The sequence below is a fragment of the Novosphingobium resinovorum genome, from assembly GCF_001742225.1.
Lineage (GTDB): Bacteria > Pseudomonadota > Alphaproteobacteria > Sphingomonadales > Sphingomonadaceae > Novosphingobium > Novosphingobium resinovorum_A.
This window is the reverse complement of record NZ_CP017075.1, coordinates 794,976-813,640: the sequence shown is the minus strand read 5'-3', so window position 1 is coordinate 813,640 and position 18,665 is coordinate 794,976. Positions and strand designations below refer to the sequence as shown.

20 protein-coding genes and 3 tRNA genes are annotated in these 18,665 nt (G+C 64.5%); 16 read left to right on the top strand and 7 right to left on the bottom strand.

Translation table 11 applies throughout. From position 1 onward, the window contains the following. The first annotated feature begins 92 nt into the window (after positions 1-92). From BES08_RS03640 to BES08_RS03630, 3 genes are all read left to right on the top strand, one after another. Positions 93-168: transfer RNA gene (locus BES08_RS03640), tRNA-Lys, on the top strand. Between the two features lie 25 nt (positions 169-193). Then, a tRNA-Lys gene (locus tag BES08_RS03635) sits at positions 194-269 on the top strand. A gap of 26 nt (positions 270-295) precedes the next feature. Continuing rightward, positions 296-371, top strand: a tRNA-Lys gene (locus tag BES08_RS03630). Between the two features lie 92 nt (positions 372-463). On the opposite strand, the gene BES08_RS03625 is transcribed toward BES08_RS03630, so the two are convergent. Further along, complete coding sequence (locus BES08_RS03625) at positions 464-790, bottom strand: hypothetical protein (protein WP_069707707.1); 327 nt, start codon at positions 788-790, stop codon at positions 464-466. Positions 791-861: 71 nt separating this feature from the next. Here BES08_RS03625 and BES08_RS32640 point away from each other — a divergent pair, with 71 nt between their 5' ends. After that, a complete protein-coding gene (locus tag BES08_RS32640; RefSeq protein ID WP_155986158.1) occupies positions 862-1,056 on the top strand; it encodes a hypothetical protein in 195 nt (64 codons plus the stop codon). A gap of 6 nt (positions 1,057-1,062) precedes the next feature. Here the strand turns inward: BES08_RS32640 and BES08_RS03620 are convergent, their stop codons facing one another. Genes BES08_RS03620 through BES08_RS03605 form a run of 4 tightly spaced genes read right to left on the bottom strand, consistent with a single transcriptional unit; the run spans position 1,063 to position 8,226 of the window. Beyond that, positions 1,063-1,392, bottom strand: coding sequence for a PilZ domain-containing protein (locus tag BES08_RS03620; protein ID WP_036523063.1), 330 nt, complete (start codon positions 1,390-1,392; stop codon positions 1,063-1,065). 56 nt (positions 1,393-1,448) lie between these two features. Beyond that, positions 1,449-1,640, bottom strand: a complete 192-nt coding sequence (locus tag BES08_RS03615) for a hypothetical protein (RefSeq protein WP_008833495.1) — start codon at positions 1,638-1,640, stop codon at positions 1,449-1,451. Continuing rightward, positions 1,640-5,905 carry a translocation/assembly module TamB domain-containing protein gene (locus BES08_RS03610; RefSeq protein WP_081798890.1) on the bottom strand — a complete coding sequence of 1,422 codons (4,266 nt, stop codon included), beginning with the start codon at positions 5,903-5,905 and terminating at the stop codon, positions 1,640-1,642. Before BES08_RS03610 ends, BES08_RS03615 begins: the two co-directional genes overlap by 1 nt. Next, complete coding sequence (locus BES08_RS03605) at positions 5,905-8,226, bottom strand: autotransporter assembly complex protein TamA (RefSeq protein ID WP_231958157.1); 2,322 nt, start codon at positions 8,224-8,226, stop codon at positions 5,905-5,907. Before BES08_RS03605 ends, BES08_RS03610 begins: the two co-directional genes overlap by 1 nt. Positions 8,227-8,456: 230 nt before the next feature. Between BES08_RS03605 and BES08_RS03600 the strand changes: the two genes are divergently transcribed. From BES08_RS03600 to BES08_RS03570, 7 genes are all read left to right on the top strand, one after another. Continuing rightward, entirely contained in the window at positions 8,457-9,407 is a 951-nt protein-coding gene (locus BES08_RS03600; RefSeq protein ID WP_231958155.1) for a YihY/virulence factor BrkB family protein, read from the top strand. 187 nt (positions 9,408-9,594) lie between these two features. Continuing rightward, positions 9,595-10,425 (top strand): coniferyl-alcohol dehydrogenase, encoded by an 831-nt coding sequence (locus BES08_RS03595; RefSeq protein WP_008828695.1) that lies wholly within the window; start codon positions 9,595-9,597, stop codon positions 10,423-10,425. 98 nt (positions 10,426-10,523) lie between these two features. After that, the gene (locus BES08_RS03590; RefSeq protein WP_036523055.1) at positions 10,524-11,327 is read left to right on the top strand and encodes a crotonase/enoyl-CoA hydratase family protein; all 804 of its coding nucleotides are present in this window, start codon (positions 10,524-10,526) and stop codon (positions 11,325-11,327) included. A gap of 57 nt (positions 11,328-11,384) precedes the next feature. Then, positions 11,385-12,698: a 3,4-dihydroxy-2-butanone-4-phosphate synthase gene (gene ribB / locus BES08_RS03585; RefSeq protein WP_008828697.1), complete on the top strand. Its 1,314-nt coding sequence runs from the start codon at positions 11,385-11,387 to the stop codon at positions 12,696-12,698. A 1-nt stretch (position 12,699) separates the two neighbouring features. After that, on the top strand, positions 12,700-13,122 hold the full coding sequence (gene ribH / locus BES08_RS03580) for a 6,7-dimethyl-8-ribityllumazine synthase (RefSeq protein WP_036523054.1): 423 nt from the start codon (positions 12,700-12,702) through the stop codon (positions 13,120-13,122). A 343-nt stretch (positions 13,123-13,465) separates the two neighbouring features. Further along, positions 13,466-13,630: a hypothetical protein gene (locus tag BES08_RS03575; protein WP_231958153.1), complete on the top strand. Its 165-nt coding sequence runs from the start codon at positions 13,466-13,468 to the stop codon at positions 13,628-13,630. Between the two features lie 182 nt (positions 13,631-13,812). Then, complete coding sequence (locus BES08_RS03570; RefSeq protein ID WP_008828699.1) at positions 13,813-14,376, top strand: helix-turn-helix domain-containing protein; 564 nt, start codon at positions 13,813-13,815, stop codon at positions 14,374-14,376. 116 nt (positions 14,377-14,492) lie between these two features. Here the strand turns inward: BES08_RS03570 and eno are convergent, their stop codons facing one another. Then, positions 14,493-15,779 carry a phosphopyruvate hydratase gene (gene eno / locus BES08_RS03565; RefSeq protein ID WP_036523052.1) on the bottom strand — a complete coding sequence of 429 codons (1,287 nt, stop codon included), beginning with the start codon at positions 15,777-15,779 and terminating at the stop codon, positions 14,493-14,495. 176 nt (positions 15,780-15,955) lie between these two features. Here eno and BES08_RS03560 point away from each other — a divergent pair, with 176 nt between their 5' ends. The 5 genes from BES08_RS03560 to BES08_RS03540 all read left to right on the top strand — a co-directional run bounded on the left by BES08_RS03560 (position 15,956) and on the right by BES08_RS03540 (position 18,113). Then, complete coding sequence (locus BES08_RS03560) at positions 15,956-16,435, top strand: DUF883 C-terminal domain-containing protein (RefSeq protein WP_008828701.1); 480 nt, start codon at positions 15,956-15,958, stop codon at positions 16,433-16,435. A 35-nt stretch (positions 16,436-16,470) separates the two neighbouring features. Next, the gene (locus BES08_RS03555; protein WP_036523050.1) at positions 16,471-16,854 is read left to right on the top strand and encodes a phage holin family protein; all 384 of its coding nucleotides are present in this window, start codon (positions 16,471-16,473) and stop codon (positions 16,852-16,854) included. 27 nt (positions 16,855-16,881) lie between these two features. After that, on the top strand, positions 16,882-17,184 hold the full coding sequence (locus BES08_RS03550; RefSeq protein ID WP_036523048.1) for a hypothetical protein: 303 nt from the start codon (positions 16,882-16,884) through the stop codon (positions 17,182-17,184). Positions 17,185-17,202: 18 nt separating this feature from the next. Beyond that, positions 17,203-17,754: a hypothetical protein gene (locus BES08_RS03545; protein ID WP_036523046.1), complete on the top strand. Its 552-nt coding sequence runs from the start codon at positions 17,203-17,205 to the stop codon at positions 17,752-17,754. Between the two features lie 137 nt (positions 17,755-17,891). Then, positions 17,892-18,113, top strand: a complete 222-nt coding sequence (locus BES08_RS03540) for a DUF4170 domain-containing protein (protein ID WP_008828705.1) — start codon at positions 17,892-17,894, stop codon at positions 18,111-18,113. A gap of 64 nt (positions 18,114-18,177) precedes the next feature. Here the strand turns inward: BES08_RS03540 and greA are convergent, their stop codons facing one another. Beyond that, complete coding sequence (gene greA, locus BES08_RS03535; RefSeq protein ID WP_008828706.1) at positions 18,178-18,654, bottom strand: transcription elongation factor GreA; 477 nt, start codon at positions 18,652-18,654, stop codon at positions 18,178-18,180. Positions 18,655-18,665 lie beyond the last annotated feature (11 nt).

The window sequence follows — 18,665 nt, the reverse complement described above, 5'->3', positions numbered from 1 at the left end:
AGTTTTCGCTTCCAATGTAAAAATCTGCCGTTATAGGGGCCTCTCCGCCGCCGACCGGCGGGGCCGCAAGGCCCTTCGAGGACAGGTAGCGTGGACGCATAGCTCAGTTGGTAGAGCAGCTGACTCTTAATCAGCGGGTCCTTGGTTCGAGCCCAAGTGCGTCCACCATCCTGTTTCCACGAAGACCATGTGGGGACGCATAGCTCAGTTGGTAGAGCAGCTGACTCTTAATCAGCGGGTCCTTGGTTCGAGCCCAAGTGCGTCCACCATATACCAATCCTGCGGATACCCGTGGGGACGCATAGCTCAGTTGGTAGAGCAGCTGACTCTTAATCAGCGGGTCCTTGGTTCGAGCCCAAGTGCGTCCACCACCCCTTCTAAGCACCATGATCGTCTGCACCGCGATGGGTGACGCACCCCAGGCACATGGCCCGGGATGCGCCTGATAGGTCACAGATCGTGATCAGCAGCCACGCGACTTGAAGTGCTGCTCGATCGCATTGTGCAACCCTTTTCGGCCATGTTCGCCTGCGCGACCGAGCGCGTTGACAAACCCTCGGGGAAGCGAGCCTCGGCTCGATCGGATCGACTTGCCCTGATCCTTGGCAAAACCCACGACCGACTGCGCGGCCCTCGTCCCGGCCATGGCCTGCGTGCTGCCAAGCAGCGTGAAGGCAGCGGTCATCGCGACGAGAATCGTTCGTTTCATCATTGGAAGTGCGACCTTTCCGTTGGGAGTGATGCCGACGGTCGTACCCATCGAATTCAGCCCTTTCCCGTCGGCACGCAACGAATACCCCGGCCCGGTAAATATCGTCCGGACAACAGTGATGAAGGTATTGATTTAACGTCGGATTAAACATGCTGCAACGCAACATTCACAATCCGTCATCGCGGCGTCACTTGCCGGCTGAAGTTGCACCACAACGCAGCAATTCCATCATGGTCCGCTGGATTTCGTCGAAATCCTTCATCGAATTCCTGCCGCAAATGGCCTGGCGTCCGCCACGATGGTTAATCTTCGATGAGGGACGCCGAATTGTTGGCCTCGCATAAGGTTTCTCAGTTCGCCGATGGGCTCGCCTGGACCGGAATTCCATAAGCCTGACCCAGTTCCTGAATCACTCTTCCGGCGAGCGCACTGCGAAACTCGATGCCGACCGTGTTACCGTCCAGCCAGCGCACATGGGCAGGGATGGGCTTGAAGTTGGCGATGCGCAGTTCGATGGCCTCACCCGGCACGAAAGCCTCGGCGCTGCCGACAATGCTGCAGCCGCCTTGCGAAACGTCGCCCAGTTCGACCGGAAAAACGTGCCAACTCGATTTGCGGCACCGCGCCTGAAGCAGCACGGGGTGGCGCTGGGCCAGTCGGTCGTTCTCGTCAGCCAGCATTATACCCTCTTAGCTTCGCCTGAGGGTGCCTAGCGACCAGAAGTAAATCCGAAGTTTCAGTGCTCCGCCGAAAGTCCGTCGCTCTCGAGAGGCGGCGAACCGGTGGCGGCGATCTGTGCGTCGATCTCCTTGGCTCGGTCCACGATGGTCTTGTTCGCGGCCTTGTAGCGCTCTTCGAACGTCGGCTCGCGTTTGCAGCCCCCGAGGAGCGCTACAAGCGCGAATGCCGCGATCAGCCCCGTACGCATCAATAGTCCTTCTTGATGCGCACGTTCAGGCTGTTCACGCCCGAGCCGCCGGCCTGGCTGAGCACCGACAGCCACTTTGTCACGCTGACTTCCAGCTGCGTGGCAGTGAAGCCGCGCGCGTCGGTGATCAGTTCGACGTAGATGTCGTCGGTGAGGTACTGTCCTGCGGCGACGGCCGTGCCGCGACCGGCCTGCTCGTCCGGACCAAGGATACGCAGGCGGTCGATCCCGGCGGCGGAGCGCAGCTTGCCGAGCGGGTTGAGCCCACCGCCGGTCCCGCGCAGCGAATTGAGCGAGGATGCCAGCTGCACCGCCTGCAGTGCCGAAAGGTTGGCGATCGAGCTGCCGAACAGGATGCGCGATACCACTTCATCGTCAGGCAGGCTGGGATCGGACGAGAAGTCGATCTGCGGGTTCATCGCGCGCCCGGTGACGTTCACGTTGACGGTAACGTCCTCGATGTCGTCGGTAGCAGTGATCTGGACGGTGGGGTCGATCGTCGAGCCGCCAGTGAACAAGACGATGCCGTTTTCCAGCTGGAACGAGCGTCCGGCGAAGCCCAGAGTACCACGCACCAGCTTGACCTCACCCGAAAGCGAAGGGGCCGCGCTGGTGCCAGTGACGTTGAAGTCCGCACTCCACTCCGATTCGAGGCCCATGCCCGACACGTAGAGCTTCTCCGGCGCCCGCAGGTGCAGGTCGAGGCGAACGAGCGCGAAGGCGCTGGCGGCGGTCGGCGCGGGTTCGTCGCCGGTGATACGCTGCGGGCCGACCGGCGGCTTGAAGCGAACGCCGGTCAGGCGCGGCACTTGGGCGGCACCCTCGCGCACGATCTGGTAACGGGTTTCCGGCAGCTTGATCTCACCTGCGAGCAGGGCCGGCTCGCCCGCAACCTTGGTCAGGTGCAGGTTGCCCGTTGCCGTCGCCGAAAGCGCATCGCTGCGTGCAAGCCTTGCGCGGTCCAGCTTGACGTTGAGGTCCATCGGATAGCCCGCGTCGGCGGCGAGGCTGACACGGCCACTGGCGCTGACGGTGCCGTCTCCGGCCTTGGCGGTCAGCGAGGTCAGTTCAAGCGAGTCGCCGGTGAACTTGCCCGCCAGCGCCATGCGGCTGAGCCGCGTGCCATAAGCGAGGTTCTCGTAGACCATGTCCCGGCCCTGCACGACGCCGTTGATGCACGGGCTCGACACGCGGCAGGTGAAGTCCGCCGCCAGCCCGACCGAGCCTGTGAGCGTCTGTCCGGACAGCCCGGCGAACGAGAACAGCGTGTCGGCCGGACCGTTGTAGCGGATGCCGCCACCCAGCGGCGCATCCATCAGGCGCGCCATCCATGGGCCATCGCCCGGCGGCAACGGCTTCAGGCTTGCGGCCATGCGGCCGATGACGGTGCCGCGACGGCGGAACACCGCGCGTCCTTCGCCGCCATCCGGCAGCAGCTTGCCGACGAAGTTGATGTCGACACCCTGGCTGACCGCCGATGAACTGGTCCGGGTGAAATTGGTGAGGGAGAGGCGGGCATCGGCGCGGGGGAATGCGGTGGCGCTTGCCTGCTCGAAGTCGAAGCTGCCGCTGACCTTGCCGCCAATGCCGTAGCCCGGCGCGAAGGCGTTGAGGATGGCGAGATCGACGCCCTCCATGCGGCTCTGCACCTTGATGCCTTCGCCGTAAGTGCCCGCCAGCTTGAGGCTGCCGCCACCGAACGCGATGTTGGTGGGAAGCAGTTCGTACGTGCCGTTCTTCGGGATGATCCGCGCGGGCGTGGTCGTCTTGACGTCGAGGCCGCGCACCCTGCCCTGCAGCGCCACGCGCCACAGTTCGGGCTGCATGTCGGCGTTGAGGCCGAGCCGGAACGGTACGCCGCTGACGCCTTCGATCAGGCCCTTCGCCTTGCCGCGCCCGTCGCGATAATCGACGATTACGCGGGCCGCTGCCAGATCGAGCGCACCGATGCTGGTGCCCGCGATCTGCGCGTCGGCAACGACGTAAGGCTGGTCGTAGAGCACCGCCCGGCCGTCGATGATGGCCGATCCAATGGATAGCTTGGCAGGGCCGTCGAAGATCGCGTTCTTGGCGCGCAAGTTGAAGTCGGCCGCCTGGTACTTGCCCTCGGCATCCAGCCGCACGAGGCCGCCGATGCCGTTGCCGGTCGCGGTCAGTTGTCCCGCGAAGGGACCTGCAGGTGTCTGCACGATTCGCCCGGCGAAATCGACGCCGGACAAGTTGGCGCTGTTGATCTGTACCGAAGTCTGCTTGCCGAGGCCAAGCGTCACGTCAGCGCGCAGCGGTCCGTAGTCGGTGTCGCCCTTGGCATCGAGGCGATAGCCGCCCGGCGCGCCCTTGATCCGCGCATCGAGGTTGGCAAGGCCGATACCGAGACCCGGGCGCTCCGCCGTGACATGGGCGTCGGGGTTCGTGATGGTTCCCGTCACTCGAACGCCCAGGGCGCCGTACTGGCGCGAAGTCCCGTTCGCGGCGAGCGCAATGCGCCCGTCGGGCGACCAACTGCCCTGCCCGCCGGTGACTTTGAGCAGCGGCGCATTCATGCGGACGCTGGAGAAGCGCACCACGCCGTCCGAACCGTACTTCACGTTGGACGACGCCGAGAAATTGCCGCCGAGATAGGTCTGCAGGCTGGCGTTCAGCAGTTTGGTGGAGCGTGCGCGCACCGTGCCCTGCAGGGCGAAGCCCTGACCCTCGGTCTTGAGGTCCATGTTGGTACGGATGTTGAAGATGCCGACGCTGTCGACGCGGTAGTTGTCGATCTTGCCGTCGATCGCGCCGGTATAGAGCCCCTTGCTCATGTCGGCGACAAGGATCAGCCCGGCGTCGATACGATCGGAGCGCAGGCGCATGTTATCCGACAGGATGCGCGTTCCTTCGATCGCGAGATCACCGTTGAGCGTAACGTTCGCCAGCGTCCCCCCGGCGACGGTATCGAGCCCGGTGATCCGACCGACCCGTGCGGCGACGGGGATCATGATATGCCCGGCGTCCACTTTCGCAGCGCCGCGCGCCGTCAGGTTCTCCAGCCCCATGTCGTTCATCACCAGCCGCCGGGCGGCCAGCTGATAATTGACCACAGGCGTGGTGAACGCGCCGTCGAGCGCGAGGTCGGCGGTCAGGCCCGCACCGCTGAGGTTCTGCGCCATGGCGGCAGGCTTGAGCAGGACGAACGCGAGCTTGAGGTCCTCGAACCGGTTCTCGCCGAGATCGACGAGGCCGTTCGGGGTCAGGTTGAATGCGTCGCTCGAGATCATGCCCGACAGTCTGGCGCGGCGCTTATCGAAGGCCGCGGTCAGGTCGATATTGGTGATCGGCCCAAGCAGGCTGGCGGTCGGCCCGGTGAACATCCGGGCGATCTGCGTCGGTCCCTTGATGACGAACGTACCGTCCCGCGCGGTCAGCGCCAGCCGCGCCAGTTCGCCGCTGCCGAGGTTGGCATCGAGCTTGCCGTTCCAGGCCGCCCAGTCGCCCTTGCCCGCCAGCTTGAGCGTGACCGGCTGGGTAAACCCTGCGAGGCCCGCGATCAGGCCGCCCTTGGGCGCATCGATATCGACATCGAGGCCAAGGCGGTTGCGGTCGGGTACGGCGTCGAGCACGGCGTTGAAGCGATCGCCGCCGCCTTTGCCCGCGACGGCGATGGTGCCGCCCTTGGCGCTGACTTGCGCGCGGCCATCGGCGATATGCGCGCGTCCGGCGACCGTCATGATCCGGCGCTGGCCGGAAACCGGCGGTTCGGCAATGAAGCGGTCGATGCGCAGTTCGCCGACGTCGATATTGAGGTCGGGCAGCAGCGGCGCGTCGCTGGGCGGCGTCGCGCGGAAATGCGGGGTGCGGCGCAGCACCACGCGTTGCGCGGTAGCGCTGCGCACGTCCACATGGTTGTCGAGATAGGCGAACGGGCGCCAGTCCACGCGAATTTCGGGAGAGTACAGGAACTCGCCGCGCGGATCGCGCACGGACAGACCACGCAGGATCATCTTGCCGTAGAGCGAACCGTCGATCCGCGCGACGGTGATCTTCATGCCGTTCTGGAATTCAAGCGCGGCGATCTGGTCCGCGACGAAGCGGCGGCCGGGGCCGGTATTGATCCCCAGGACCACTGCGACAAGGAATGCGACGACGCCCAGCAGCACGAAGGCGACGGTCTTGAGCGCCCTTACGCGGATGCGATGCCAGCGCGAAGGCTGTTCGACCACGACCTCGGTGGCTTCGGTTTCCGGCTGGGGCGCCATGCCTTCGCTGTTCTCCTCCGGGCCGGCCATCAGAACGCCTGCCCGATCGATACGTAGATGTTGAAACGCGATTCACCCGGCTGCCGGTTGATCGGCGTCGCCACGTCGAGCCGCATCGGCCCGAAGTTGGTGTAGAAGCGGCCGCCGATGCCGACGCCATAGCGCAGATTGTTGAACTGCGGCATCGTCTCGCGGTAGGCCTGACCGGCATCGACGAAAGCAACGACGCCGTAGTTGCCGAAGCGATAGCGCGCCTCGAACGACCCCTCGTTCAGACTGCGACCGCCGACGGGGTTGCCGTCCGGCGCCTGCTCACCGAGTGCCTGATAGGCGAAGCCGCGCACCGAGCCGCCGCCGCCCGCATAGAGCCTGCGTGATGGGGCGATGTCGAACAGCCCTGCGCCCTGGATCGTGCCGAGGCGGATCCTTCCCGCCAGCACGAAGCTGTCGCTGATGGGGTAGTAGGTCGAGGCATCGAGCCGCGCGCGGATGTAGGGATCGAAGCCGTTCCTTACGGTGGCTTCCGGCTGGATCAGCGTAGTCAGGCGGTAGCCCTTGGTCGGGTTGAGCAGATCGTCGGAAGTGTCGAACCCGACCTGCCCGTTGAGCCCCGCAACGTAATAGGTGCGCCGCTTGCGAGTACCGCTTGCAGCATCGTAATCCGTCTCGGCTGTGCCCAGCATCTCGACGCCGAAGGCATAGGTGTAGCGCTTTTGCCAGATGGGCGTGGAATCCCGGGCGATGCGCGCGGCGATACGCCCGGTATAGGCGCTATAGGCGTCGTAGTCGTTGTGGAACGCCTCGGCGACCAGTTCGAAAGTGCGGTCGCGCTTGCCCGCATTGGAGCGGCGGAAGGTTACGCCCGCACCCTGTTGCCGCGTACCGGCGATGGCATGCGCGATCAACGCACCCTCGGGCGGGAACATATTGCGGTGAGTCCAGGTGGCCTGAGCCGTGATGCCCTCTCCGGCCGCATAGCCGACCGACCCGGCGATCGTGCGCGGCGGACCGGCATCCTGCTTCACGTGCAGCGTGACGTACTCGGTGCCGTCGCCGGCCTGATCGCCCGTCTTCTGCGGTTCGACCGCAACGGTCGAGAACAGGCTGGTGGCGACCAGCGCCTTGCGCAGATCATCGACCTTGCGGCTGTCGTAAAGCTCGCCGCGCTTGAACCGGGCGAGAACCTGAATGTGCTTCGCATCGAAGGCCATGTCACCGTCGGTTGTAAAACCGCCGAAGCGACCACGCGGGCCGACCGTCACCGGCAGCGTATAGACGCCGTTGCCCGCGTCCTGATCGAGCAGGATATCGCGCTGGCCGACTTCGGCGAAAGGATAGCCGTTCTCGGGAAGAGCCACGGCAACCCGTGCCTCGGCGCCCTGCACACGTTCCGCTACTATCGGCTCGCCCACCTTGAGCGGGAAGTTGTCCGCGATCAGGCTGGGCGGCACCGTCGGGTCGGCCTTCACCTGAATGTCGGAGAAGACATAGCGCTTGCCCGGGTTAACCTGAATCACCGCGGTCAAGCCTGGCTTGTCCTGATCCGATGACGGGTCCATGCGCGTACGCACCTGCGGGCTGTACCAGCCCTCGGACGCGAGGACCGTCTGCATGAGTTGGCTGTCCTCGGTCAGCCGCGCGGCGATCATGGCGCTGTTGGCGGCCTTGCCGTCACCCTTCTTCAGCGCGGAAAGCGCGTCGAACTGACCTTCGAGGTCGGTATCCGTCTCCTTGTCGGCAAGTTCGAGGCCCTTGATGTCGAGGCGATAACGCACCTCCACGTCCTTTTCGGCGGCATCACCCTCGGCGATCTGGACCGGAGTGACCTCGAACTGATCGATCGGCGGCAGCGGCGCAGTCAGTTCGGCGTCACGCACGGGTGCGTCGCCGATCGCCTCGACCGTGTCTCCATCCGCCAGAGCAGGGTCACCGGCGGGAGGCGCGGCACCTTCAGTGGGCTTCGCGCCACTCTGCTGCTGCGCCATGCGCCGTTCGAAAGCGTCGATCGATTCGAGCGGCTTGTCGAGTTCGGGATCGTCGGAGGTGTCGAGCGCAGGGATCGAGGAGTTGAACTCGCCATCGGGGATGATCGGATCGACCTGAGGCAGGGCGGAGTCGGACGGTAGCGCCGGCACCTGAACCTGCCCTGCTTCGAGATCCTGTGCCGCCCCCTGATCCGGCTTGGGCGAAGGGGCGGCGGTTGCTGTCTCTTCGGCAGGTTTCGTCTGCGCCGATGCATTGCCCGACGGCAACATCGTACCCAGAGCTAGTACCAGGGCGACCGCGCCGCCGGCACATCCATGACGCAAGGACAGGGAACGATCCGGCCGATGATCGATTAGCCTGAACATGGACACCGCGACGAATCACCCCTTTTCCGGACCGGTCTGCCCGGCCCCTCCTGAGAATGCCTATCGCATTGCAACAGCGAAAGTTCCCTCGTTCACACAGGCTTGTAGTGAATAGCGCGGGATCCGGGGCTGGCAACGCCGCATCCGAAACCGTCCCCGGCTCAGATGCCAGTTCCCCGCTGGCGATGCCGCGCGCGGCATGGTTTCGAGTGGTGAAGCGGGTCTATGTCATGATCGGGTTCCATGAACTGGGGCTTCTGTCGGCGGGGCTTGCGTTCTACACCTTCCTTGCCCTGACGCCGCTGATCGCCGCAACCGTGATGGTCTACGGCCTTGTCGCCGACGTCGGCATGGTGCGCGAGCAGATGGACAGCATCGTCGATGTCGTGCCGCCCGAAGTCGCCCGCCTGCTGGAAGAGCAACTCCTGCGGATCATCTCGACGAACTCGGGCGTAACCGGACTTGCCCTCGTTATCGCGCTGTTCTTCGCGGTCTATGGTGGCATGCGTGCGGCGGGCGGAATGGTCAGCGCGCTCAACATCATCAACGAGGAGCGCGAGACGCGCGGCGTGATCGCCCGCACAATGCGCACCGGCGGCCTGACGCTGGCGGCGATCCTGCTGGCCCTCACCGGAGTCCTCTCCGGCGGCGTCTTCGCCTGGCTGCAGACCGAGACCAGCGTATATCTCGGCAGCGCTACCCAGATGACGTTCAAGGTGCTGACCTGGGTGGCGGCAATCACGCTGGGCAGCGCCGGGTTCGCGCTCATCATGCGCTACGGACCGGACCGGCGCCCCGCCAAATGGCGCTGGCTGGCGCCCGGCTCACTGCTGGCCACGCTCTTGTGGCTGGCGGTGTCCTTCGGGTTCTCGCTCTACGTCGCCTACATCAGCGACTACAATGCGACGTACGGTTCGCTCTCGGCCATTGTCGTGTTCCTGATGTGGCTGTTCCTGTCGGCCTACGGTGTGCTGCTGGGCGCGCTGCTCAATGCCGAGATCGAGCGCCAGACCTTCTGCGACACCACGGTCGGTCCGGCTCGCCCAGCCGGAGAGCGCGGGGCGGTACTGGCCGACCTGATCGACGACGGCATACCGTCGGCAAGGCAACTCGAACGGCGCAAGCATCACCGCGCCGAAGCAGAGCGGCGTCGCGCGGACGGCGCCAGCGCCGAAGCGTAACGGCCGCGCGCCCGTAGCCGCCGATGGGCAAAGTGCCGAACCGATAGAAAGACGGCCTCCGCCATCGTGTCCGCGATGACCCGCCGCGACGGTTGAACCCGGGCCGCGACAGCGCATAGCTACGGGCAAAGGAAACGGCAGGTCCGGCCCCGGCCAGCACCACGCCCGTGAGAGGAAGGACCGACCAATGAGTGATGTTCTGGGCTACAAGGGCAAGCGCGTAATCGTCAGCGGCTGCTTCTCCGGCATGGGCGAGGCCGCCGCGAAGCTGCTGGTATCGCTCGGCGCCGAGGTCCACGGCTTCGACTTCAAGGAAAGCGCCGTGCCGATGGCCTCGTTCACGCAGATCGATCTGCGCGATCCGGCCAGCCTCGAGGCCGCCGTCAGCGGCGTAGGAGGCAAGATCGACGCCCTGTTCAATTGCGCGGGGCTGCCTGGCGGAGGCGGTTTTCCGGCCATGGACACGATGAAGGTCAACTTCCTCGGCACCCGTCACCTGACCGAGCAGGTCATCCCGCTGATGGGAAGCAAGGGCGCGATCGTCTCGATCGCCTCGACGGGCGGCCTCGGCTGGAGCCGCCGTATCCCGGTCCACATGCAACTGCTGGCGACGCAGGGCTTCCAGGCCGGTCTCGACTGGTGCGAGGCGAACATGGACCAGGTCGGCGAGGGCTACGCGTTCTCCAAGGAAGCCGTCATCGTCTGGACGCAGTTCATGGGTGCCCGCCTGATCAAGCAGGGCATCCGCATCAACTGCTCGCTCCCCTCGCCCACGCAGACGCCGATGATGGCGACCTTCCACGCGGTGTCCGGCAAGGAGGTCGTCGATGCCGCCGCCGAGCCGCTCGGCCGCTACACCACGCCGGAAGAACAGGCGGGGCCGCTGGTCCTGATCAACTCCGACCTCGCAGGCGTGGTCAATGGCGTCGTGCTACCGGTGGACGGCGGCTTCATGGGCGGCTTGGCCACGGGTCAGGTCGATATCACGAAGATGATGGCCCGAAAGCAGGATGCATAAGCAGGATGCATAGCTAGTCGTCGTCCCGGACTTGATCCGGGACCGCTGCCGGTCTTTAGGTTGAGCTTTCGACGCGACAGGACGGAAGAAGACAGGCGATGAGCGATGCGGTGCTGTACGAAATCGACGAGGAGGGCATCGTCCTCCTCACGCTCAACCGCCCCGAACTGCGCAACCCGATCTCCGACGCCGAGGTCATCGAGGCCCTGCTCGCCGCCCTCGCCCGGCTCGAGACGGACCCGCAGGCCCGTGTCGCCATCCTGACAGGCGCGGGCAAGGGCTTTTCCTCCGGCGGCAACATCAACGAAATGAAGCCCGGCGGCACCCTCAACGCCGGGTCTCCCGCCGCCACGCGTCTTTCCTACAAGCGCGGCATCCAGCGGCTCCCGCTCGCCTTTGCGGCGCTGGAAGTGCCGATCATAGCCGCCGTCAACGGCGCCGCCATGGGCGCGGGCTGCGACCTCACCTGCATGTGCGACTTGCGCATCGCGGGCGAGAGCGCGAAGTTCGCGGAGAGCTTCGTCAAGCTCGGCCTCATCGCGGGCGACGGCGGCTCGTGGCTGCTGCCGCGTGTGATCGGCTGGTCTAAAGCCGCCGAAATGGCCCTCACCGGCGATCCGATCGACGCCGCCGAGGCGCTGGCCTGCGGCCTCGTCAGCCGCGTGGTACCGGATGGCGAACTTCTCGACGCCGCCCGCGCCCTCGCCCGCCGCATCGCCGCCAATCCACCGCACGCGGTACGGATGACCAAGCGGCTGCTGTGGGAAGGCCGCCGTGCGGACCTTGCCACGCTGCTGGAGATGGCCTCGGCCATGCAGGCCGCCGCCCACGCCACGGCCGACCACGAGGAAGCCGTCGCCGCTTTTCTCGCAAAGCGGCCACCGCAATTCAAAGGCTCTTGATCCGAATGTGAAGCAAGCCTATTTCGATCACACTGAAATGTGAGATCGAACACTACAATGGCTACCGATGTGATCGACAAGGTCCGCAAGCTCGTAACCGAGGGCGGAATGAGCAAGTCCAGCCTGGCGCGCGCCGCCGGCCTCCACGCCAACACGCTGCGCGACTGCACCGAGGACGACTGGAACCCTACCGCCGAAACCCTCGGCAAGCTGGAGCGCGTCCTTTTCTCGAACGACGAGCGCGAAGTGCTCGTTCCGATCGAGGAGATCATCGACGAAGCCCGCAACGGCCGCATGTTCATCCTCGTCGACGACGAAGACCGTGAGAACGAAGGCGACCTCATCATCCCGGCCCAGATGGCGACTCCGGCCGCGATCAACTTCATGGCGATGCACGGGCGCGGTCTGATCTGCCTCGCGATCACCAGCCAGCGCGTCGATGAACTCGGCCTCAACCTGATGAGCCGCCATAACGGCACGCGCCATGAAACTGCCTTCACCATCTCCATCGAGGCACGCGAAGGCGTCACCACCGGCATCTCGGCGGGTGACCGTGCGCGCACCATTTCGGTCGCCATCGACGGCACCAAGACCCGCGACGACATCGTCACCCCCGGCCACGTCTTCCCGCTGCGCGCCCGCGACGGCGGCGTGCTGGTCCGCACCGGCCATACCGAGGCGGCGGTCGATATCTCGCGCCTCGCCGGGCTCAACCCCTCCGGCGTGATCTGCGAGATCATGAAGGAGGACGGCACCATGGCCCGCATGGACGACCTCATCGGCTTTGCGCGCCTGCACGACCTGAAGATCGGCACGATCCGCGACCTTATCGCCTATCGCCGCAAGCACGACCGCATGATCGAGAAGCGCAACGAGATCAGCTTCCACTCGCGCCATGGCGGCGACTGGGTGGCACGCTCGTACTTCAACCGCGCGACCGGCGACGAAACCGTGGCGCTGGTCAAGGGCCGCATCGACCCGTCGAAGCCGACCATGGTGCGCATGCACACCCTGTCCTTCTTCGCGGACATCTTCGGGGAGGACACCGGCGATCGCGGCGACCTGCTGCACCGCTCGATGGAAATGATCGGCGAGGAAGGCTCGGGCGTGATCGTGGTCATCAACCGGCCGATGAACAAGTTGATGTCGCGCGTGATGGACATCAAGCAGGAGTTCCGCAATGGCGGCACCCCGGACCTCGAGGAATTGAGGGACTACGGCGTGGGCGCGCAGATCCTGGCGGAACTGGGCATTCACGACATGGTCCTGCTGACCAACACGCACCACTCGCTGGTCGCTCTCGAGGGATACGGACTCAACATCGTCGGCGAGCGGCCCATCATCGCCCCGACCAGCGAAGGATCGAACTGACATGGCCCGTTTCCTCATCATCGAGGCGCGTTTCTACGACCATCTCAACGACATGCTGATCGCGGGCGCCAAGGCCGCGCTCAAGGCGGCGGGCCACAAGGCGGAGGTGATCACCGTACCGGGCGCGCTCGAAATCCCCGCCGCCATCTCGCTGGCCGATGCCACCGGCGACTATGACGGTTACGTGGCCATCGGCGTCGTCATTCGCGGCGAGACCTACCATTTCGAGATCGTCGCCGGCGAATCGGCGCGCGGGATCATGGCGCTGACCATGGACGGCATCGCCATCGGCAACGGCATCCTCACCGTCGAGAACGAGGAGCAGGCTCTCGTCCGCGCCGACGCCGCGCAGAAGGACAAGGGCGGCGAGGCCGCCAAGGCGGCCATCGCCCTCTACGACCTCAAAGGTCGCTTCGGCGGCTGAAAACCAATCGTCACGCGATGCCTGAAACGGATAATCCGGGGGCATCGCGTGATCGAATTGAATAAGTAACTATACCTAAATCCATTCAATACCGTTCACATCAGCGTAATTTCTCTACGATTAATCGCCGATTTCAGAATGTTCACTTACAGGACACCATCGGATTCGCGGTTTTCAATTATCATCCATCGTGTAGTTCGTGAGCAGGTCGCTCCGATTTTGCTCGAAAACGGATGTATAACCTAAAACAACTGACGCCGGGCAAACCGGCGGGTCGCAAACCATGGCTCGTGGTATCGGGTCCGGGAGGAGGCACTGCTTCCTCCCGCTGGAGAACGCTTGGGTGAACAAGGACGCAATCGCGAAGTCGCTGGCCGCCGATCTGGAGACGCGCCTCGACCAACTGGAAGAGATCGGCGCGATGATCGCCGCCGCCCATCTCCAGGCTGCCATCGAATCCTTATGCCGGGAATTCGGCATTCCGCGTAAAGCGTCCGATACGGATTAAGCTACGCGAGACGTTTCCTCGGAAGTTTGCCTATGATTTGTCCGTGGCGGATCAAGCAACACAGCGGCGACTGCAGGTCATAACCTGCTGAGCGCCGCTGCTTTTCTCGCAACGATGGGCATAATCGCCGCGATGACTTTCGCGAAGGAAGTCGTGCGGCCTGCATCAGGCGATCCTATTCGATGGAGAACACGGACCAGTTGATGCGCAATCGGGCGAAAGCGATCCGGCTGATCGGCATCGCCAACGAACTTCTGGCAATGGCGCGGGAACTGGAGATCGGAGAGAGTCCCTCGGCGATACTGGAAAGCCTCGCCATCACCGGGGAAGCTCGCGAACCCAAGGGCACGGCGAGCCAGGATCACCCGATCTGGGTGGAACTCGCCCGCCAGACTTACGACGACCGGCGGCGGCGCACCAAGATCTTCCGCTCGGAAGAACTGTTCGGCGAACCGGCGTGGGACATCCTGCTCGACCTCTTCATCGCCGCCAAGGAGCGCCGCCGCGTCTCGGTGACGAGCGCATGCATCGGCTCCGCCGTCCCTTCGACGACGGCGCTGCGCTGGATCGCGATTCTCGAAAAGCAGGGGCACCTCGTACGGGAGGCCGATCCCGGGGACGCGCGCCGGGTCTACGTCAAACTGAGCGCGCGGGGCTATGCCGCGATGCTCGAATACTTCGCCTCCGCATCCCGCTCAGTCGTGTTGATCGACGATACCGCAAGGGACAGTGTCGCCGCACGCTGAGGCGATCGGCCTCCAGCCACCTCTTCGCCCCATGGGGGGACAGGCTGGTCGCCGTGCGGAGGAAGCGGGTGATCGGCGCCATTTCCCCGGCGCCGATCACCCGCGACACTTCAGGTTCAGGCGCTCAGGCGACCGAACGCGCTCAGGCCCGCATAGCGCGCGGCCTTGCCCAGCTCTTCCTCGATGCGGATGAGTTGGTTGTACTTGGCGAGCCGGTCCGAACGGGCCAACGAGCCGGTCTTGATCTGGCCGCAATTGGTGGCGACGGCGAGGTCGGCGATGGTCGCGTCCTCGGTCTCGCCCGAACGGTGCGACATGACGGCGGTGTAACCGTTGCGGTTGGCGATCGAGACGGCTTCCAGCGTCTCGGTCAGGGTGCCGATCTGGTTGACCTTGACGAGCAGCGAGTTCGCCAGGCCCTTCTCGATGCCCATGGTCAGGCGCGCCGGGTTGGTGACGAACAGGTCATCGCCCACCAACTGCACCTTGTGGCCGATCTTATCGGTCAGCGCCTTCCAGCCCTCGAAGTCGTCCTCGCTCATGCCGTCCTCGATCGAGATGATCGGATAGGCTTCGGTAAGGTCGGCAAGGTAGTCCGCGAAGGCCACCGGCGACAGGCTCAGGCCCTCGCCGCTGATCTCGTACTTGCCGTTCTTGAAGAACTCGGTCGAGGCGCAGTCGAGCGCGAGCTTGATGTCGGTGCCCGGCTTGAAGCCTGCCTTCTCGATCGAGGCCATGATGAAGTCCAGCGCATCGCGGGTGCTGGCAAGGTTCGGCGCGAAGCCGCCCTCGTCGCCCACGGCGGTGGCGAGGCCCTTCTCGTGCAGGCCCTTCTTGAGCGTGTGGAAGATTTCCGCTCCCCAGCGCGCGGCTTCCGCCAGCGACGAGGCGCCGACCGGCATGACCATGAATTCCTGGAAGTCGATCGGGTTGTCGGCATGCTCGCCGCCGTTGATGATGTTCATCATCGGCACCGGCAGGACATGCGCCGAAACGCCGCCGACGTAGGAGTAGAGCGGCAGGCCGCGCGCATTGGCGGCGGCCTTCGCGGCGGCCATGCTGACGCCGAGGATGGCGTTGGCACCGAGGCGCGCCTTGTTCGGCGTGCCGTCGAGTTCGATCATGGCAAGGTCGAGGTCGCGCTGGTCTTCGGCGTCGAGCCCGACGAGCGCCTCGGCGATCTCCCCGTTGACCGAATCCACGGCCTTGAGCACGCCCTTGCCGAGATAGCGGCTCTTGTCGCCGTCACGCAGTTCCATCGCTTCGTGCGCGCCGGTCGATGCGCCCGAGGGCACTGCCGCGCGGCCGAAGCTGCCGTCTTCCAGCAGGACGTCCACCTCCACGGTGGGGTTGCCGCGGCTGTCCAGGATTTCCCGTCCGTGAATGTCGATGATCGCGGTCATGTCTGCGGTTCTCCTCAAGCGGGCGCATTACGCGCCATCCGTCCGGAGGCGGTCTTAGCAGGGGAACTTCGCGTGACAAGTTGCGTTGCAGCAAGGAACGACAAGTTGTGTTACTCTGTCCGCACATGGCTTATGATGCCAATTCGCGCCAAGGATAGACAAGGAAGGATAATCGCATGGTCGAACCCACCATCTCCGCCGGAAACGGCACCGAAAGCGCCAAGAATCACTTCTCCAAGGCGGTCGAGGAAGCCAAGGCCGGTGCGCAGGCTTTCGCCGGTGAAGTGTCTAGCGAATGCAAGACCCGCAGCGGCGAAGCCAAGGACAAGGCCAGCGCCTTCGCGGCCGATGCCAAGGTCAAGGCCGCCGGCTATGCAGAGGAAGGCAAGGCCAAGGCCAGTCAGGCGATCGTCGGCGTCTCCAAGCTGATCGACGACAATGCCGCCCTGATCGACGAGAAGGTCGGCGTGAAGTACGGCGATTACGCCCGCAGCGCATCGAAGTCGCTGGCCGACGCCGGAGCCAAGCTGGACGAGAAGTCGATCGAGGACATTGGCGAGGATGCCAAGACGTTCGTGCGCAACAGCCCGTGGCAGGCACTCGGCATCGCGGCCGCGACCGGCTTCGTGCTTTCCCGCCTGTTCAGGGGCAAGTGAAGGCGCTTCGGCGCCTGAGCTGACTTCCTGAGAGAATGCAGGACACCACACCCACCCTCGCCCCTGCGGCCGAGGATTACGAGAATCTGTCGCTGGCGCAGGATTTGCGCCAGCTGGCGGATGAAGCGAAGGTTTTTGCGCAAGCTGAACTCGCGTTTCAAAAGTCGCGCGCTGCATATGTTGGGTCGGAAACACGCACTATCGTCATGCTGCTCGTGGTGGCAGCGGTGCTGGTTTTCTTCGCTGTCATGGCCTTCGTCGTCGGTACGGTAATTGCTCTCGGCCCGCTGCTCGGACTGTGGGGCGCGATGGCGGTTATCACGCTGGTATTGCTTGCGCTTGCCGCATTCGGGGCCTGGAGTGCGCGCGCACGGCTGCGCCGTATGCTGCGTATCGCGGGCGGTTCTCAGGACGATTAATCTATTTAATCTATTACGGGGGCTCGAATGGGCAAGCAGGCAGCGCAGGTTCTGGTGGACCGGGCCGCGCGCGACGCCGCGAAGGCGAAGTTCGACGGACATTACCAGGCCTTCAGGGCCGACATGGACGAGCGCGGGATCGGCGGCCGGATCGCTGACGAGGCGCTCGATCAGGCCAAGCTGATGTTCGACGAGGCCGTTGCCGTTGTCGAGGAGCATCCCGCCGCAATCGGCGGAACCTTGGCAGCGCTCGTGCTTTGGTTTCTGCGTAATCCCATTATCGACCTGGCGCAGCGCCTGTTGGACAGTGCGCGCGACCGGGTCTCTTGACCAAGGAAGGAACGCCAGGTGAGCAAGACCGAGTCGTCCACCCCGATCGCTGCCGGTAAAGGCGCAAACGTCGTCGCCCTGCCCGCGAAAATCGCCGAGCCCACGCCGTCTGACAAAGTCATCGCCTTCGTCAAGAAGCACCCGGTACTGACCGTCGCAGGCGGTGTCGCCGTCGGCGTCGCGGTGAACGCCCTCCTGCCGCGCCGCGTCAGCAGGCGGATCGTCGCGCGCACGCTGGACCTCGCGGAGGCTGCCGGCACCGCCAGCGTCGTACTCGGCCGCAAGGCGGGCGACAAGGCGCATGACATCGGCATCGATGCACGCAAGCAGGCCTCGAAGTTCGCGGACAGCGCTGAAAAGGTCAGCGATCTGGCCATTCTCAATCTCGAAAAGTACGGCCTGGCTGCAGTAGGCGCCGCAAGTGCCCTCGGCCGTGCGACTGCCCGCCGAGCCAGCAGGCTTGGCGATGCGGCTGCCGACACCGCCAACCGCCTTGGAGACGCGGCGGCTGTCCGCTCGACCAAGGTTCTGCACATGGCCGAAGACCTCAAGAAGCGTGTCAGATCGTAAACGGCTCGTGAATTTCAGCTAAAGGCGCACCTTTTCGCTTACTGCGCGATCAAGGTGCGTCTTGTGCACTTGCTCCTTGACCTCTCCAAAATTATAGGCCGCTTATCTCCCAACCAGCAGGAAAGCGGCACTCTCCCATGCAGAAGCTTCACCTTGTAATGGGCGGCCGGGTCAAGGATCCGCGCAGCCTCGAATTCACCGACCTCAAGGCTCTCGACCTCGTCGGTGTCTATCCCGATTTCGCCGAGGCCCAGAATGCCTGGAAGTCGGCCGCGCAGCGCACCGTCGATGATGCCGAGATGAAGTACGTGATCGTGCATCTTCATCGCCTGCTCGAGCCGGAACTGCCGGCAGCCTGAGCAGCGGAAACGAAAAAGGCCGGCGGAAACGCCGGCCTTTTTCTTTATCCTGAAGCGGAGAGGATCAGATGAATTCGATCTTCTGCACCAGGTAGAACTTGTCGCCCGACGGGACGGTCACTTCGATCTCTTCCTCGACCTTGCGGCCGATCAGCGCCTTGCCGAGCGGCGAGTTGTAGCTGATGCGGCCGACCTTCGCGTCCGCTTCGTAAGGGCCGACGATCTGGTACTTCACCGGCTTCTCGTCATCGTCGAGAAGAGTGATGGTGGCGCCGAAGATGATCTTGTCGCCCGACAGCGTCGCGGGATCGATGATCTGCGCGCGCGTGATCTTGTCCTCAAGGTCGGCGATGGTCGCCTCGACCTGGCCCTGGCGCTCCTTGGCGGCGTGGTACTCGGCGTTTTCCGAAAGATCGCCGTGGGCACGCGCTTCCTCGATGGCGTCGACGATGAGCGGACGCTCATCGCGAAGCGCCTTGAGGTCCGCGGTCATCCGCTCGTAACCTTCCGCGAGCATCGGCAGCTTTTCGACACTTGCCATTCTAATTCATT